Origin of the sequence: Streptomyces kebangsaanensis (assembly GCF_001906585.1) — a bacterium.
GTDB lineage: Bacteria > Actinomycetota > Actinomycetes > Streptomycetales > Streptomycetaceae > Streptomyces > Streptomyces kebangsaanensis.
In genome coordinates, this window is record NZ_JUJA01000167.1 from 23,189 (window position 1) to 40,194 (window position 17,006).

Annotated in this window: 15 protein-coding genes; 10 read left to right on the forward strand and 5 right to left on the reverse strand. The window is 71.7% G+C overall.

Features of this window, described 5'->3' with window-relative positions; translation table 11 throughout:
* Positions 1-1,090: hypothetical protein (locus RH94_RS34885; RefSeq protein WP_158073119.1), on the reverse strand; the 1,090-nt coding region annotated here is incomplete at its 3' end.
* Positions 1,091-1,208: 118 nt separating this feature from the next.
* Between RH94_RS34885 and RH94_RS34890 the strand changes: the two genes are divergently transcribed.
* The 4 genes from RH94_RS34890 to tyrS all read left to right on the forward strand — a co-directional run bounded on the left by RH94_RS34890 (position 1,209) and on the right by tyrS (position 6,379).
* Complete coding sequence (locus RH94_RS34890) at positions 1,209-1,844, forward strand: LysE family translocator (protein ID WP_073952621.1); 636 nt, start codon at positions 1,209-1,211, stop codon at positions 1,842-1,844.
* A 189-nt stretch (positions 1,845-2,033) separates the two neighbouring features.
* Positions 2,034-3,557 (forward strand): TldD/PmbA family protein, encoded by a 1,524-nt coding sequence (locus RH94_RS34895; RefSeq protein ID WP_073952315.1) that lies wholly within the window; start codon positions 2,034-2,036, stop codon positions 3,555-3,557.
* A gap of 82 nt (positions 3,558-3,639) precedes the next feature.
* On the forward strand, positions 3,640-5,034 hold the full coding sequence (locus tag RH94_RS34900) for a metallopeptidase TldD-related protein (protein WP_073952316.1): 1,395 nt from the start codon (positions 3,640-3,642) through the stop codon (positions 5,032-5,034).
* A 76-nt stretch (positions 5,035-5,110) separates the two neighbouring features.
* The gene (gene tyrS, locus RH94_RS34905) at positions 5,111-6,379 is read left to right on the forward strand and encodes a tyrosine--tRNA ligase (protein WP_073952317.1); all 1,269 of its coding nucleotides are present in this window, start codon (positions 5,111-5,113) and stop codon (positions 6,377-6,379) included.
* A gap of 73 nt (positions 6,380-6,452) precedes the next feature.
* On the opposite strand, the gene RH94_RS34910 is transcribed toward tyrS, so the two are convergent.
* On the reverse strand, positions 6,453-6,743 hold the full coding sequence (locus RH94_RS34910) for a GlsB/YeaQ/YmgE family stress response membrane protein (RefSeq protein ID WP_073952318.1): 291 nt from the start codon (positions 6,741-6,743) through the stop codon (positions 6,453-6,455).
* Positions 6,744-7,020: 277 nt separating this feature from the next.
* On the opposite strand from RH94_RS34910, the gene RH94_RS34915 reads away from it, so the two are divergent.
* Positions 7,021-7,419 (forward strand): DUF3099 domain-containing protein, encoded by a 399-nt coding sequence (locus RH94_RS34915; protein WP_073952622.1) that lies wholly within the window; start codon positions 7,021-7,023, stop codon positions 7,417-7,419.
* Between the two features lie 221 nt (positions 7,420-7,640).
* Positions 7,641-7,868, forward strand: a complete 228-nt coding sequence (locus RH94_RS34920; protein WP_073952319.1) for a hypothetical protein — start codon at positions 7,641-7,643, stop codon at positions 7,866-7,868.
* A 13-nt stretch (positions 7,869-7,881) separates the two neighbouring features.
* Here RH94_RS34920 and moaA read toward each other — a convergent pair whose 3' ends face one another.
* The 3 genes from moaA to RH94_RS34935 form a co-directional block, all read right to left on the reverse strand.
* Positions 7,882-8,871 carry a GTP 3',8-cyclase MoaA gene (moaA, locus tag RH94_RS34925; protein WP_073952320.1) on the reverse strand — a complete coding sequence of 330 codons (990 nt, stop codon included), beginning with the start codon at positions 8,869-8,871 and terminating at the stop codon, positions 7,882-7,884.
* Between the two features lie 179 nt (positions 8,872-9,050).
* A complete protein-coding gene (locus tag RH94_RS34930) occupies positions 9,051-10,670 on the reverse strand; it encodes a solute symporter family protein (protein WP_073952321.1) in 1,620 nt (539 codons plus the stop codon).
* Complete coding sequence (locus tag RH94_RS34935; RefSeq protein WP_073952322.1) at positions 10,667-11,023, reverse strand: DUF485 domain-containing protein; 357 nt, start codon at positions 11,021-11,023, stop codon at positions 10,667-10,669. The genes RH94_RS34930 and RH94_RS34935 overlap by 4 nt, the downstream gene beginning before the upstream one ends.
* A gap of 273 nt (positions 11,024-11,296) precedes the next feature.
* Between RH94_RS34935 and RH94_RS34940 the strand changes: the two genes are divergently transcribed.
* The 4 genes from RH94_RS34940 to RH94_RS34955 form a co-directional block, all read left to right on the forward strand.
* On the forward strand, positions 11,297-12,847 hold the full coding sequence (locus tag RH94_RS34940) for a S8 family peptidase (protein ID WP_073952323.1): 1,551 nt from the start codon (positions 11,297-11,299) through the stop codon (positions 12,845-12,847).
* 91 nt (positions 12,848-12,938) lie between these two features.
* A complete protein-coding gene (locus RH94_RS34945) occupies positions 12,939-14,468 on the forward strand; it encodes a S8 family peptidase (protein ID WP_073952324.1) in 1,530 nt (509 codons plus the stop codon).
* Between the two features lie 37 nt (positions 14,469-14,505).
* Positions 14,506-15,882 carry a CoA transferase gene (locus tag RH94_RS34950; protein ID WP_073952325.1) on the forward strand — a complete coding sequence of 459 codons (1,377 nt, stop codon included), beginning with the start codon at positions 14,506-14,508 and terminating at the stop codon, positions 15,880-15,882.
* Positions 15,883-16,003: 121 nt separating this feature from the next.
* On the forward strand, positions 16,004-17,006 hold a 1,003-nt coding region (locus RH94_RS34955; protein WP_073952623.1), incomplete at its 3' end, for a CopD family protein.

Sequence of the window (17,006 nt, forward strand, 5' to 3'; positions counted from 1 at the left end):
ACCAGCAGGGGCCGTTGCGCGGCGGCGGCCAGGCGGTCGCCTGTCCGCGGCGGGCGAGTTCGGCCGCGTACGCGGAGCGGGTGGCGGAAGTGTCGGGAGAGCCGCCGTCCGCCTCGGCGTGGGCCTGGAGCCCGGCCACCGTGGCGCGCCCGACCGCGAGGTGCGGGGCACCCTCGTCCGACAGTTGGCGCAGACTGCGCTCCACCTGGCGGAGGTGGGCGGCGTGGTCGTCGCCGTACGCCTCCGCGGCCTTCGGCCGGCGCTGGAGCAGCAGCGTGAACTCCTCCGCGGGCCAGAACAGGACACAGGCCCTCAGCGGGCCGGTACGTACGGCGCGCTCCTCCTCCAGCGCCTCCGTCAACTCCCTGATCTCTGCCTCGAGGGCCTCCGGGCCTTCCTTCCTGAGCCGCCTGAGGCGGATCGGGTCGTGCATCTCGTCGAGGGGGCGCACCCGCCCGGGCAGGGACGAGGCACGCCGTACGTGGAGCTCGTCGGCGACCTCGTCCCAGTCGTCGTGCGGGGCGCCGAGCAGGCGGCGCACCCGGTGGCGGCCGACGACCAGCGTCTCCAGGTCGAAGCTGTCCGGATGTTCCCCGACCGTGTCCGCGGTGACCGGCGTGCCGGCCCCCAGGACGTGCGTGACGCCGGCCGTGTACCACTCCGCGGCCGTCGCCGTCTCCTCCGCCTCCTCGAAGCACTCGGCGACGAACATCCAGGCGCCCGCGTCCCGTGGATGGCGTGTGCGGAACGCCGCCGCTCCCGCGCGGGCCTCCTCCAGGCGCTGGAGGTCCCACAGCGCGCTGATGCGGAAGGCGTCCACGAGGTCGTACCTCTCGCTGCCGCCCTCCCCCCGGTCGAGGAGCCGCTCGTACACCGCGAGCGCCCGCTCGGGTTCGCCCGCGTCCCGCCATGCGTCGGCGGCCTCCATGAGGAGTTCCTCGCGCTCCTCGGGGTGCCGCTCCGCGAGCCGTTCGCAGTCCTCGGCGGACTGGGCCAGGGTGACGGGCCTGGAGACCGCAGCTCGCGCGGCCGGGACCCGCTTGTTCTTGCGTGCCTTCTTCTTACCGGTGTCACGGCTCTTGCTGGACATGGACCGACCGTAGTGCGGCCGGAGTCGGGCCTGCTGGGGCGCCCCTGAAATCACTCCCTCGAAGGACGACATCACGGAAACGGCAGTGCGCGGAGTTGACGGTTGCTACCGTGTGCCGGTGATCGGATTGGACCGTCTCGCTGTCTTCCTGACTGTTGTGGTCGTACTGATCGCTGTACCGGGGCCGAGCGTCCTGTTCGTTGTCAGCCGTGGGGTGACGCTGGGACGGCGGGCCGCCGTGTCCACCGCGGTGGGGAACGAGGCAGGTCTGCTCGTTCAGGTGGTGCTCGCGGCGTTCGGACTGGGGAACGTGATCGAGCGTTCCCTCCTGGTCTTCTCGGTGCTGAAGTTCGCCGGCGCCGTTTACCTCGTGTACCTGGGAGTCCAGGCCTGGCGACGTCGCAAGTCCCTGGCCGTGAAGGACGAGAACGCACCGGAGGCGGGCAGACCGGGCCGCGTCCTGCGCGAGGGCTTCGTCGTGGGGATCAGCAACCCCAAGGGACTGCTGATCTTCGGAGCCGTACTGCCGCAGTTCGTGGACCCTCATGCGGGAAACGTGCAGGTGCAGTTGCTGCTGCTGGGCCTGATCTGCGTCATGATCGCACTGGTCTCCGACGCGACGTGGGGACTGCTCGCCGGGACGGCGCGCGACTGGCTGGCCGGGTCACCGCGTCGGCTGTCGTGGATCGGCGGGGCGTCGGGTGCGGTGATGGTCGGCCTGGGGATCCGACTGGCGTTCAGCGGCCGGGAGTGAGCCGGGCGGTCCCGGGCGCCGGCAGTCCCACCGGGTTCGGGCCGCCCCCGCCGAATGTGGTGCTCCTGGAGAACGCCGGGAGTGCGGCCGCCGCCCCGTTGTGCAGCATGATGGCACCTCGAATCACGCACCGCGGCGGAGACGGGCGACCGTCGCCACGGTGACGAAGAGACCAACAGGAGGGTCTGCGTGCCCCATCACATCGACGAAACGTTTCTCGCCCTTCCCCTGCGCGCCCTGGCCGACGCCGCGCTCGCACGTGCGCGCGCGCTCGGGGCCGAGCACGCGGACTTCCGGTTCGAGCGGGTGCGCAGTGCGGCCTGGCGGCTGAGGGACGCCCGGCCGGCCGGGTCGTCGGACACCACCGACCTGGGATACGCGGTGCGGGTCGTGCACGGCGGGACGTGGGGGTTCGCCTCCGGGGTGGATCTGACCATGGACGCGGCCGCCAAGGTGGCCTCGCAGGCCGTGGCGATGGCCAAGCTGTCCGCCGAGGTGATCCGGGCCGCCGGGTCCGACGAGCGCGTGGAGCTCGCCGACGAGCCCGTGCATGCCGAGAAGACGTGGGTGTCGTCGTACGAGATCGACCCGTTCTCCGTGCCGGACCGGGAGAAGTCCGGGCTGCTCGCCGAGTGGAGCGCGCGGCTGCTCGCCGCCGACGGGGTCGACCACGTCGACGCCTCGCTGCTCACCGTGCACGAGAACAAGTTCTACGCCGACACCGCCGGGACCGTGACCACGCAGCAGCGGGTGCGGCTGCATCCGCAGCTGACCGCCGTGGCGGTGGACGGGTCCAGCGGGGAGTTCGACTCGATGCGGACGCTGGCCCCGCCCGTCGGGCGCGGCTGGGAGTACCTCACCGGAACCGGCTGGGACTGGGACGGTGAGCTGGAGCGGATGCCCGAGCTGCTCGCCGAGAAGATGCGGGCGCCGAGCGTCGAGGCGGGGGTGTACGACCTGGTCGTCGACCCGTCCAACCTGTGGCTGACCATCCACGAGTCCATCGGGCACGCCACCGAGCTGGACCGGGCGCTCGGCTACGAGGCCGCCTACGCCGGGACCTCCTTCGCCACCTTCGACCAGCTCGGCAAGCTGAAGTACGGCTCCGAGCTGATGAACGTCACCGGCGACCGCACCGCCGAGCACGGCCTGGCGACCGTCGGCTACGACGACGAGGGCGTCGAGGCGCAGTCCTGGGACCTGGTCAGGGACGGGACGCTGGTCGGCTACCAGCTGGACCGCAGGATCGCGAAGCTGACCGGGTTCGAGCGATCCAACGGGTGCGCGTTCGCGGACTCCCCCGGGCATGTGCCCGTGCAGCGCATGGCGAACGTGTCGCTGCGGCCCGATCCGGCCGGGCTGTCGACCGAGGATCTCATCGGCGGCGTCGACCGGGGCATCTACGTCGTCGGGGACCGGTCCTGGTCCATCGACATGCAGCGGTACAACTTCCAGTTCACCGGGCAGCGGTTCTTCCGGATCGAGAACGGGCGGCTGGCCGGGCAGCTGCGGGACGTCGCCTACCAGGCGACCACGACCGACTTCTGGGGCTCCATGGCGGCCGTCGGCGGCCCGCAGACGTACGTCCTCGGGGGCGCCTTCAACTGCGGCAAGGCCCAGCCGGGGCAGATCGCGGCCGTCTCCCACGGCTGCCCCTCGGCCCTCTTCAAGGGCGTCAACATCCTCAACACGACCCAGGAGGCCGGTCGATGAACGCTCGCTTCGAAATCGGCCGGGGGTCCGGGGGTCGCCCCCCGGGAAAGCACAGTCTCAACACCACGCAGGAGGCCGGTCGATGAGCCCGCGCAACACCAAGCCGCACGAGGTCGTCGAGCGCGCCCTCTCCCTGTCCCGGGCCGACGGGTGCGTCGTGATCGCCGACGAGCACTCGACCGCCAATCTGCGCTGGGCGGGCAACGCGCTCACCACGAACGGGGTCACGCGCGGGCGTACGCTCACCGTCGTCGCCACCGTCGACGGCAAGGAGGGCACCGCCTCGGGTGTCGTGTCGAGGGCCGCCGTGACGGAGGAGGAGCTGGAGCCGCTGGTGCGGGCCGCGGAGGCCGCCGCGCGGGGGGCGGGGCCCGCCGAGGACGCGCAGCCGCTGGTCACGGACGTACCCCCGTCGCCCGACTTCGCCGACGCGCCCGCCGAGACCTCCTCGGCGGTGTTCGCGGACTTCGCGCCGGCCCTCGGCGAGGCGTTCGCACGCGCGCGTGCCGGCGGCCGTGAGCTGTACGGCTTCGCCAACCACGAGATGGTGACGACCTACCTGGGTACGTCCACGGGACTGCGCCTGCGGTACGACCAGCCGAGCGGCACGCTGGAGCTGAACGCGAAGTCCCCCGACCGTACGCGCTCGGCCTGGGCGGGGCGGTCGACCCGCGACTTCAAGGACGTCGACCCGGCGGCGCTGGACGCGGAGCTGGCCGTACGGCTCGGCTGGGCCGAGCGGCGGACCGAGCTGCCGGCCGGGCGGTACGAGACGCTGCTGCCGCCGACCGCGGTCGCGGACCTGCTGATCTACCAGACGTGGTCGTCGTCGGGCCGGGACGCGGCCGAGGGGCGCACGGTGTTCTCCAGGCCGGGCGGCGGCACGCGCATGGGCGAGAAGCTGAGCGAGCTGCCGCTGACCCTGCGCAGCGACCCGGACGAGCCGGGTCTGGAGTACGCGCCTTTCGTGGTCGCGCACTCCTCCGGGGGCGACCAGTCGGTGTTCGACAACGGGCTGCCGGCGCGGGCCACCGAGTGGATCGGCGGCGGCGAGCTGAAGCACCTGCTGACCACCCGGCACAGCGCGGGCCTGACCGGGCTGCCCCTCGCCCCGTCGGCCGGGAACCTGATCCTCGACGGCGGCACAGGCCGCTCGCTGGAGGAGATGGTCGCCGGCACCGAGCGCGGGCTGCTGCTGACCTGCCTGTGGTACATCCGCGAGGTGGATCCGGCGACGCTGCTGCTCACGGGGCTGACCCGGGACGGGGTGTACCTCGTGGAGAACGGCGAGGTGACCGGCGAGGTCAACAACTTCCGGTTCAACGAGTCGCCGGTGGACCTGCTGGGCCGGGCGACCGAGGCGGGGCGCACGGAGAAGACCCTGCCGCGGGAGTGGAGCGACTGGTTCACCCGGGCCGCCATGCCCGCGCTGCGCATCCCCGATTTCAACATGAGCTCTGTCAGTCAGGGCGTATAACCTCGTATGCGTTCGTGGTCGGGTGTCACCCGGCCGCGCGAGGATCACCGAGCATCACCGAGGAGACACGAGAACCGTGACGGACATCGTCGACGAGCTGAAGTGGCGGGGTCTTTTCGCCCTGTCCACCGACGAGGACGCCTTGCGCAAGGCGCTCGCGGACGGTCCCGTCACGTTCTATTGCGGCTTCGACCCGACCGCGCCGTCGCTGCACGTGGGGCACCTGGTGCAGGTGCTCACCGTGCGCCGGCTCCAGCAGGCCGGCCACCGGCCGCTGGCGCTGGTCGGCGGCGCTACGGGCCTGATCGGCGACCCGCGCCCGACCGCGGAGCGCACGCTGAACGACCCCGAGACGGTCGCCGGCTGGGTGGACAGGCTGCGCGGCCAGATCGAGCCGTTCCTCTCCTTCGAGGGCGAGAACGCCGCGGTCATGGTGAACAACCTCGACTGGACGCAGGGTCTCTCCGCGATCGAGTTCCTGCGGGACATCGGCAAGCACTTCCGCGTCAACAAGATGCTGACGAAGGACTCCGTGGCCCGCCGTCTGGAGTCCGACCAGGGCATCAGCTACACCGAGTTCAGCTACCAGATCCTGCAGGGCATGGACTTCCTGCAGCTCTACCGGCGCCACGGCTGCACGCTCCAGCAGGGCGGCAGCGACCAGTGGGGCAACCTCACGGCGGGTCTGGACCTGATCCACCGGCTGGAGCCGGACGCCGAGGTGCACGCGCTGGCGACGCCGCTGATGACGAAGGCGGACGGCACCAAGTTCGGCAAGACCGAGGGCGGCGCCGTCTGGCTCGACCCGGAGATGACGACGCCGTACGCGTTCTACCAGTTCTGGCTGAACGTGGACGACCGGGACATCTCCAAGTACATGCGCATCCTGTCCTTCAGGTCCCGCGAGGAGCTCGAGGCGCTGGAGCAGCAGACCGAGGAGCGTCCGCAGGCGCGGGCCGCGCAGCGCGCGCTGGCGGAGGAGCTGACGACGCTGGTCCACGGCGCCGACCAGACGGCCGCCGTGATCGCCGCGTCCAGGGCCCTGTTCGGCCAGGGCGAGCTCGCGGAGCTGGACGGGCGGACGCTGGCCGCGGCGCTGTCCGAGGTGCCGCACATCGAGGTCACCGAGCTCGGCCCGGTGGTCGACCTGTTCGCCGAGGTCGGCCTGGTGCCCAGCAAGTCGGCCGCCCGCCGCACGGTGAAGGAGGGCGGCGCCTACGTGAACAACGTCAAGGTCACCGCCGAGGACGCGGTCCCCGCCGAGGAGGACCTGCTGCACGGCCGCTGGCTGGTGCTGCGCCGGGGCAAGAAGAACCTGGCGGCCGTCGAGGTCACGGGCGGCTGAGCCCGGACGTACGGCTGTACGGCGACTGCTGCACGGCTGCTGCCGTACGGCGATGAGGCGGTGGTGGGTCCGGCTACGCCTGCTGGGCCCGCTGCCGCTTCCTGTTGCCCCACAGGGCCATGTACGCCATGTCGCCGACGGCGACGATGATGATGGCGGCCACGAGCTGGAAGATGTGCCGGCTCCAGTCGATGCCGCGGGTCGAGGCGACCCCGACCGCGCGGGCGACCGCGTTGCCGGCGATCGCGCCGAGCATGCCGAAGATCGTGGTCAGCCAGAGCGGGCTGTGCTGCTTGCCGGGGATGACCGCCTTCGCGATCAGACCCAGCACGAAACCCACGATGATCGCCCACAACCAGCCCATGGCTGCCTCCTCGCCCTGCCCGACGTGAGCATTACGCCCAGTGTCGGCGCGATGACCCCAAGTCGCACGCCGGGCGGGGCGCGCCCGGCCCGATCGGCCACCCGCGCGGGCCGGGCGTGAGCCGTTCGCGCAGGCGGGCGGGGCCCCGCCTTCCTGGGCCGGGTCCGTGCGGCGTACCGTGGGAACGGTGCGGGCCGGTGGTTCCGACCGGTCACGGAAGGGTCGTGGACCGGGTGCGCGCCGGGGAGTTGTCCGATACGGGCGAATGGTGGATGTGATGCGGAAACTGCATGGCGAGGGCAACGGCCAGGTGTTCCGGATCACGGGAGCCCGGACGGGCCTGCAGGAGGACGTGCGTGCCCGGCAGCGCCGGTATGTCATCTCGATGTCGATCCGTACGGTGTCGGTGATCCTCGCGGTGACGCTGTGGCACGTCGAGCACTACGTGGCGATCGCGGCGCTGGTGCTCGGCGCGGCGCTGCCCTACGTCGCCGTGGTGATCGCGAACGCGGGGCGGGAGAACGCTCCCGAGCTGCCGTCCACGTTCGTCGCCATGCCGACGAAACCGATGATCACTCCCCCGCGGACCGACGACGATTTCGCCCGGTCCGCCCCGGAGGACGCCGCGGCCGACCCCGCGGCGGGCGCGGCGAGCGAGCCGCGCGACGGGGCCTGACCGGCGCCTGAAGGCCTCGGAAACCTCCCCCGGGCAGGCGCTTCGCGGGAAGCTCAAGAAAAGCTCAGATCAATCATGCTGTTCCGGTCCCGGGGGACGGGTCGCCCATGACATACTTCCTACGCGCTCCGCATCCCCCGTCGGAGCGACGGACCGACGCCGGGCAGCTCCCCCCGTGGCTGCTCGGCGTCGCCTTGTTTACGTGGCTGTGAGACGAAGTAGTGACTGACGAGACCCCGATCTGCTCCGCCAAGGGCTGCCGTGCCGCCGCCGTGTGGGTCCTGGCCTGGAACAACCCGAAGATCCACATACCGGAGCGCCGCAAGACGTGGCTGGCGTGCGAGGAGCACCGCGAGCACCTGTCGCAGTTCCTCGGGGTGCGGGGATTCCTGAAGGACGTCGTGAAGTTCGAGGAGTGGGAAGCGTCCGGGAGCCCCGAGGGCTCGTGACGCCGTACCCGTCTCAGCCGCCGATCGCCGACATCGGCCGCGCCGGCTGGACGAACGAGGGGTCGTCCAGGCCCGCACCGGCCTTCTTGCCCCACATCGCCACCCGCCAGATGCGGGCGATCTCCTCGTCGGGGGCACCGGAGCGCAGGGCGGCGCGCAGGTCGGTCTCCTCGGTGGCGAACAGGCAGGTGCGGATCTGGCCGTCGGCCGTGAGGCGGGTGCGGTCGCAGGCCGCGCAGAACGGGCGGGTGACGGAGGCGATGACGCCGACGCGGTGCGGGCCGCCGTCGACGATCCACCGCTCGGCCGGGGCCGAACCGCGCTCCTCGGCGCCCTCGGGGGTCAGCTCGAAACGGGTGCGCAGCGAGGCCAGGATGTCTCCGGCGGTGACCATGCCCTCGCGCTTCCAGCCGTGCTGGGCGTCCAGGGGCATCTGCTCGATGAAGCGCATCTCGTAGTCGTGCTCCACCGCCCAGGCCAGCAGGTCCGGGGCCTCGTCCGCGTTCAGGCCGGGCATCAGGACCGCGTTGACCTTCACCGGGGTCAGGCCGGCCTCGCGGGCGGCCCGCAGTCCCTCGATGACGTCCTTGTGGCGGTCCCGTCGGGTGAGGGCCTTGAAGACGTCCGGGCGCAGGGTGTCCAGGGAGACGTTGACCCGGTCCAGGCCGGCCGCCTTCAGGGCGCTCGCCGTGCGCCTCAGTCCGATGCCGTTGGTGGTGAGCGACATCCGGGGGCGGGGGTCCAGGGCCGCGACCCGTTCGACGATGCCGACCAGGCCGGGGCGCAGCAGGGGTTCGCCGCCGGTGAAGCGGACCTCCTTGATACCGAGGCGGGTGACGGCGACGTCGATCAGGCGGACGATCTCGTCGTCGGTGAGCAGGGTGGGCTTGGCCAGCCACTGCAGGCCCTCCTCGGGCATGCAGTACGTACAGCGCAGGTTGCACCGGTCGGTCAGCGAGACCCTCAGGTCGGTGGCCACCCGGCCGTAGGTGTCGATGAGCACGTGGGCCCCCTCCCTCGTCTCGGATCACTGATCCCCGTGGCGGATCTCTCTTTCCCGTTTCTTGCGAGCCTACGCGACCTCACTGACAACGACAGCGCCCGATGCCGCGGGCATACGGCACGGCCGCGCCGCGGAGGCCCGCGAGGCCCCGCGGCGCGGCCGTGCCGAAGGGTGTGCGCTCAGTGCGCTCCCGTGCCCGTCAGGGACCGCACCTCCAGTTCGGCGTACTTGGCGGCGTTCGGGGTCTCCTTGGACAGCAGGGTGCCCACGACGCCCAGCAGGAAGCCGACCGGGATGGAGATCAGGCCCGGGTTCTCCAGCGGGAACCAGTGGAAGTCGACGTCCGGGAACATCGACGTCGGCTTGCCCGAGACCACCGGCGAGAACAGCACCAGGCCGACCGCGGTGACGAGGCCGCCGTAGATCGACCACAGGGCGCCGGAGGTGGTGAACCGCTTCCAGAACAGGCTGTAGACGATCGTGGGCAGGTTGGCGGAGGCGGCGACGGCGAAGGCGAGCGCGACCAGGCCGGCGACGTTCAGGTCGCGGGCGAGGGCGCCCAGCACGATGGAGACGGCGCCGATGCCGATGGTCGCCCAGCGGGCGGCGTTGATCTCCTGCTTCTCGGTGGCGGTGCCCTTCTTGATGACGTTGGCGTAGATGTCGTGGGCGAAGGAGGAGGACGAGGCCAGGGTCAGTCCCGCGACGACGGCGAGGATCGTGGCGAAGGCGACCGCGGAGATGGAGGCGAGCAGGATCGCGCCCCAGCTGGAGTCGACTCCGCCCAGATGCAGGGCGAGCAGCGGGGCGGCGGTGTTGCCGGCCTTGTTGGAGGCGATGATCTCGTCGGGTTTGATGAGCGCGGCGGCGCCGAAGCCGAGGGCGAGGGTCATCAGGTAGAAGGCGCCGATCAGGCCGATCGCCCAGATCACGGACTTCCGGGCGGCCTTGGCGGTGGGCACCGTGTAGAAGCGGATCAGGATGTGCGGCAGGCCGGCGGTGCCGAGGACCAGGGCGACGCCGAGCGAGAGGAAGTCAAGCTTGGTGGTGCCGGTGGCGCCGTACTTCAGTCCGGGCTCCAGGAAGGCGGCGCCCTTGCCGCTGTTGTCGGCGGCCTTGCCGAGCAGGTCGGAGATGTTGAAGTTGAACTTCAGCATGACGAGGAAGGTGAGCAGCACGGCACCCGCGATGAGCAGGACGGCCTTGACCATCTGCACCCAGGTGGTGCCCTTCATGCCGCCGATGCTGACGTACACGATCATCAGGACGCCGACCAGCGCCACGATGGCGATCTTGCCGCCGTCGCTGGTGATGCCGAGCAGCAGGGAGACCAGGACGCCGGCGCCGGCCATCTGGGCCAGCAGGTAGAAGATCGACACCACAATCGTCGAGGTGCCGGCCGCGGTGCGGACCGGGCGCTGGCGCATGCGGTACGCCAGGACGTCGCCCATGGTGTAACGGCCGGAGTTGCGCAGCGGTTCGGCGACCAGGAGCAGGGCGACCAGCCAGGCGACCAGGAAGCCGATGGAGTACAGGAAACCGTCGTAGCCGAACAGCGCGATGGCGCCGGCGATGCCGAGGAAGGACGCGGCGGACATGTAGTCGCCGGATACGGCGAGGCCGTTCTGGAAACCGGTGAACTGCCGTCCGCCGGCGTAGAAGTCGGCGGCGCTCTTGGTCTGGCGGCCGGCCCAGACGGTGATGACGAGGGTGGCGACGACGAACACCGAGAACAGGGTGATGATCAGCGGCCGGTGCTCGCCCGCCTCACCTACGGCAAGGGTGACAACGGGGTTCATTCTGCGCCCTCCATCCGGGACTTGATGGCCTCGGCCTTGGGGTCGAGCTTGGCGGCGGCGTGCCGCGCGTACCACCAGGCGATGAGGAACGTGGTGAGGAACTGGGCGAGGCCCAGGACGAGTGCGACGTTGATGTTGCCGAAGAGCTTGGTGCCCATGAAGCCGCCCGCGTAGTTGGAGAGCAGGACGTACAGCAGGTACCAGGCGACGAAGGCGACGGTCAGCGGGAAGGCGAAGGAGCGGTAGGAACGGCGCAGTTCACCGAACTCGTCGCTCTGCTGCACCGCGACGAACTCCTCGGCGGAGGGCAGTGGGGCCTGGGTTTTCGAGGGTGGCGGTGTCTCGGTGGCCACGTCGGTCTCCTCGCGTTGCGGATGCGGATGCGGATGCGACAAGGGGGCTCGAGTGTGCTCGGGGTCCCCGCCCAAGGTCCACGGCGCCACGCGGTGACCGGTTCAAGCCTTCGCGTTCTTTCGCAAGCGGCATGAACAAGTCATTGTCAAGTCATTGCTGGTGAGGGGGGTGGCGAGATAGCTTCAGCCTGCACACGCACCACCCGTCATGTACCTGCCTGGGCCATACCTGTGCCCTGGGCGGGTTCTGTACCCGGATGATGTGGAGACCCCATGGCTCATCTGCGTTCCAGACGCAGGCTCGCACTGGCCGTACCGGTCGTGCTGTCGCTGACCGCGTCGCTCGGCTTCCTGCCCGCCGCGGCGTCGGCGGCGCCCCACGCGGCCCCGGCCGCGCAGGCGAAGGAAGCGGCCACGATGACGTACGTCGTCAACACCAAGACGAGCCGTCAGACGGTCGCGAAGGTGGAGCGGGCGATAGCCGCGGCCGGCGGAACCGTCGTGATGACGTACGACAGGATCGGTGTCGTCGTCGTCCGCTCCGCGAACCCGGACTTCGCCGGGACCATCCGCAAGGTGCCCGGGGTGGACTCGGCGGGTGCCACCCGTACCGCGCCGCTGAGCGCGGTCGGCACGACGGACGTCGGCGGGGTGCAGTACCTCTCCAAGGCCGAGGTCGCGCAGCTGGAGAAGGCCGCCAAGACGTCGAAGAAGCCGAAGGGTTCGGTGCCTCTGGAGCCGCTCGAGGCCGACCAGTGGGACCTGCGGGCGATCGGCGCCGACAAGGCCGCCGCGATCAACCCGGGCAGCGCGAAGGTCACCGTCGCCGTGATCGACACCGGCGTCGACGACACCCACCCGGACCTCGCCCCGAACTTCTCCGCCTCCCAGTCCGCGAACTGCGTCAGCGGCAAGGCGGACACCACGTACGGCTCCTGGCGGCCGGTGGACGCGGACCACTACCACGGCACGCATGTGGCGGGCGAGATAGCCGCGGCCCGCAACGGCGTCGGGGTCGCGGGCGTGGCGCCCGGCGTGCGGGTCTCGGGCATCACGGTCGCCCAGCCGGACGAGAACCAGTGGTTCTACGCCGAGAGCGTCGTCTGCGCCTTCGTGTTCGCCGCCGACCACGACGTCCAGATCACCAACAACAGCTACTACGTGGACCCGTGGAAGTACAACTGCCTCGGCGACGCGGACCAGAAGGCCATTCTCGACGCCGTCGACCGGGCTCAGCTGTACGCGCAGCGCAAGGGCACCCTGCACGTGGCCTCGGCGGGCAACTCCAACCACGATCTGGCCGCCAAGTCGATCGAGGACACCTCCAGCCCGAACGACACCACCCCGGTGACCCGCACGATCGACCCGAAGAAGTGCCTTGACGCACCGGCCCAGCTGCCGGGTGTGGTGACGGTCGCCGCCACCGGCGTGCAGAACCTCAAGTCGTACTACTCCAACTACGGCGACGGCGTCATCGACGTCGCGGCGCCGGGCGGCGACAAATACCAGATCCCCGACACCCCGTCGGGCAACGGCCGCATCCTGTCCACGATGCCGAACGGCGAGTACGCCTTCCTGCAGGGCACCTCGATGGCCGCCCCGCACGTGGCCGGTGTCGCCGCGCTGCTGAAGTCGACGCATCCGCGCGCGACGCCCGCCCAGCTGCAGGCCCTGCTCAAGGCCCAGGCGGACAACCCCGGATGCCCGGTCGGGCCCTACGACCCGGACGGCGACGGCGTCGTCGACTCGTTCTGCAAGGGCAGCAAGAACCGCAACGGCTTCTACGGCTCCGGCGTCGTCAACGCGCTCCGCGCGGTCAAGTGACGGCACGGCCCGTCACTTCCCCAGACTCCCCCCACGCCTCGCATGCGGTATCGCATGCCGTATCGCAATGGTTCGAACACTGGAGTTTCACATGAGCGTTCGCCTCAACCGGCGTACCGTCACCATCCCGCTCGGCATGGCCGTCGCCTCCGCTCTCGCGTTCCTGCCGAACGTGGCGTCCGCCACCGAGGCCGTTCCGCAGGTGACCACCGCGCAGAGCGCCGCCGCCGACGGGGACGCGCTGAGCTACGTCGTCAACGTCCGCCCCGGGCACAGCTCCGCGTCCGTGCAGAAGGCGATCGCCAAGGCCGGCGGCACGGTCGTCATCGCCTACGACCAGATCGGCGTCATCGTCGTCCACTCGTCGAAGGCCGATTTCGCCAAGGAGATACGCAAGGACAAGGGGGTCGAGTCGGCCGGCGCCACGCGGACCGCTCCGCTGTCCCCGCAGACGACCACCGAGGTGGGGACGCCGCGGGCGCTCACCGGCGAGGAGCTGCAGGCGGCGACCGAGGCGGCCGCCGACGGTCAGGAGCCGCTGCAGGGCCTGCAGTGGGACCTGCCGATGATCAAGGCGGACAAGGCCCACGAGGTCACGCTGGGCAGCTCCAAGGTCACGGTCGGCGTGATCGACACCGGTGTGGACGACACCCACCCGGACCTCGCGGCCAACTTCGACCGGGCGGCGTCCGTCAACTGCGTGTCGGGCAAGCCGAACACGGCCGACGGCGCCTGGCGGCCGAACAAGGGCGAGAGCGCGCACGGCACGCACGTCGCCGGTGAGATCGCCGCCGCGAAGAACGGCATCGGCATGGTCGGTGTCGCCCCGGGCGTGAAGGTGTCCGGCATCAAGGTGTCGACGCCCGGCGGCTGGTTCTACACCGAGGCCGTGGTCTGCGGCTTCATCTGGGCCGCCGAGCACGGTGTGGACGTCACCAACAACAGCTACTACACCGACCCGTGGCAGTTCAACTGCAAGGACGACCTCGACCAGAAGGCTCTGGTGGAGGCCGTGTCGCGCGCCACCAAGTACGCGGAGAGCAAGGGCACGGTCAACGTCGCGGCCGCCGGCAACGACAACTGGGACCTCGCCGCCAAGTCGATCCTCGACGACGGCAGCCCGAACGACGGCACCGTCGTCGACCGGGTGATCGACCCCAAGAAGTGCCTGGACATCCCGGCGCAGCTGCCGGGTGTCGTCACGGTCTCCTCCGTCGGCGCCAAGGGCATCAAGTCGTCGTTCTCCAACTACGGCCAGGGCGTCATCGAGATCGCCGCGCCCGGCGGCGACTCGACCCGCTACCAGACGCCCGACGCCCCCGCCACCGACGGCCGGATCCTCGGCACGATGCCGGGCGGCGGATACGGCTGGATGGCCGGCACGTCGATGGCCTCGCCGCACGTCGCGGGTGTCGCCGCGCTCATCAAGTCGACCCACCCGAACGCCAGGCCGAACCAGGTGAAGGCGCTGCTGGCCCAGGGTGCCGACAAGAAGGAGTGCACGACCCCGTACGACATCAACGGCGACGGCAAGATCGACGCCGAGTGCAAGGGCGGCAAGGGCAACAACTCCTTCTACGGCAAGGGCATCACGAACGCCCTGAACGCTGTGACCAAGTGAACACAGGAGATGTCGGTCAGTGCCGCATAGTGCGGTCATGACTGATCTCTCCTTCGCATGGTCCGCGGTGGGTGGCGATCCCGCCCTTCTCGGGCGGGCCACCACCGTGGAGCGGGAAGGCGCGCTTTCGGCGCGCCTTCCCGTGCGTGAGCTGGCACGCGCGTGTGTGGGTGCCTGTGCGCTGGCCGCCGCCGAACTGGGCGCGCGGCGGGCGGGACTCGCCGAGGTGCCGGCGGTGCGGGTCGACGACGGGGCCGTGGCCACGGCGTTCCTCAGTGAGCGGCATCTGCTGGTGGACGGGCGGGCGCCGGTCTCCTTCGCGCCGCTGTCGCGGTTCTGGCGGACGGCGGACGGCTGGGTGCGCACGCACGCCAACTACCCGCACCACCGGGAGCGGTTGCTCTCCGCGCTGGGCGTGCCGGACGACGTGGACCGTGTCGCGTCCGCGCTCGCCGAGCGGTCCGCGGCCGAGGTCGAGGAGGCCGTGTACGCGGCCGGCGGCCTCGCCGTCGCGCTGCGCACCCCCGAGGAGTGGGCCGCGCACGAACAGGGCGCCGCGGTGGCCGCGCGGCCGCTGGTCGAGCGGGAGCGGCTGGACGAGACACACGCGCGCGTACTGCCGCCCGTCGCGGGTGCGCCCCTGCTGCCCGCCGCCGGACTGCGCGTCCTGGACCTGACCCGGGTGCTCGCGGGTCCCGTCGCCACCCGCACGCTCGCCCTGCTGGGCGCGGACGTGCTGCGCGTGGACGCGCCGGACCGCCCCGAAGAGACCGGCCTGCACGCGGACACCGGTTTCGGGAAGCGGTCGGCGGCGCTGGACCTGGCGGCCGACCGGGCCGCCTTCGAGGAGTTGCTCGCGGCGGCGGACGTCGTGGTCACCGGGTACCGGCCGGGCGCCCTGGACCGGTTCGGGCTCTCCCCCGAGGCACTGTCCGAGCGGCGGCCCGGGCTGGTCGTGGCCCAGTTGTCGGCGTGGGGCGGGTACGGGCCGTGGGGCGGGCGGCGGGGCTTCGACAGCCTCGTACAGGCCGCCACCGGCATCGCCGCGATCGAGGGTTCACCGGAGCGGCCCGGCGCACTGCCCGCGCAGGCCCTGGACCACGGTACGGGCTACCTGCTGGCGGCCTCGGTGCTGCGCGCCCTGACCGAGCAGTCGCGGCGGGGCGGCACCCGGGCCGTACGGCTGGTCCTGGCGCGTACGGCGGCCTGGCTGAAGGGCGCGGACGCCCCGGGACCCGCCCACGCCACCGAGGAGGGCTCCCCCTACGACGGCCCCGCCCCCTGGCTCACGGAGACCGGCAGTCGCATCGGCCGGCTGCGGTACGCCCGCTCGCCCCTCGCCTTCACCGACGGCCCGGCCGACTGGTCCCGCCCCCCGGTCCCGTGGGGCTCGGACACGGCCCGCTGGGTCTGAGGGGGCCGAGGGGACCTGAGGGCAGCGGTCCGGAGTCCCGTCGGCCGGGTGGGCGGAACGGCGTTGCCCCACTTGCCGGTGGCCACTTGCTCCGTTCGGGGCGGCTGGTGAGCATCAATGGGTGACGCTCATACGACCGGCCGCCACGGCGGAGGACGCGCGCGGGGCGGGGCGGCGGGCCGCGACCGTCCGGGCCGTCGCCGTCCTCGTCCTGGTGGCCCTCGCCGCGCTGGTACCGCTGCTCGGTCCGTCCGCCGCCCTGCACGGCACCGGGGAGGCCGCCGCGCCCGGGGTCGGCGGCATAGCGGTGTTGCGGGCGGTGCTGTTCGCGGCGGTCTGCGTCCCCGTCGGTGAGCTGTTCGTGACACGGCTGGCCCGCCGCGTCCCCGAGGCCCCCGGCCGGCTGCCGCGCAGCTGGTCGCCGTACGCGGCCGCCGCCGGTTTCCTCGCCGCCCTGGGCCTGGCCTCCGTGGTGGCCACCGGGAACCTGGTGCCGCACAGCCCGGCCCAGATCGACGTGGGCGGCCTCTACCGGACCCGGGACGGCTCACTGGCCCTGCTGGAGGTCAACGCCTTTCTCGTCATGGGCCTGTGCGCGCTCTCGCGGCGCCCGTCGCGGCAGGTGTGGCCGCTCGCCGCGGTGGTCGTCGCCGAGGCGCTGCGCGCGCACCCCGGCACCGAGAGCAGCCCACTGGCCGGCACCGCCCTGACCGTCGTCCACCTGGTCTGCGGGGCGCTGTGGGCGGGCGCGCTGCTGTACGTGCTGCGCACGCTGCGGCTGTGGCGCGGTGCGGCGGCGGGCACCGCCCTGCTGGGCCGCTACGCGCGCGTGGCGGCCGTTCTGCTCGCCGCCGTCACCGCGACGGGCGTGTGCAGCACCCTGCGCCGGATGCCGGCGGACACGGTGCTGCACCAGCTGACGGCGACGGCCTACGGCCGCGCCCTGCTCGCCAAGGTGATCCTCATGGCCGGTGTGGCCCTGCTCGCCCTGTGGGCGCGGATCCGGCTGCGCCGGGCCCCCGACCCGCCGGCCGCGTCCACTCCCGCGTGGGCGGAGGTCGCCGTGCTCGGCCTGGTGGTCGCGGTGTCGGGGCTGCTGACGGCGCTGCCGCCGCCGATCCGCT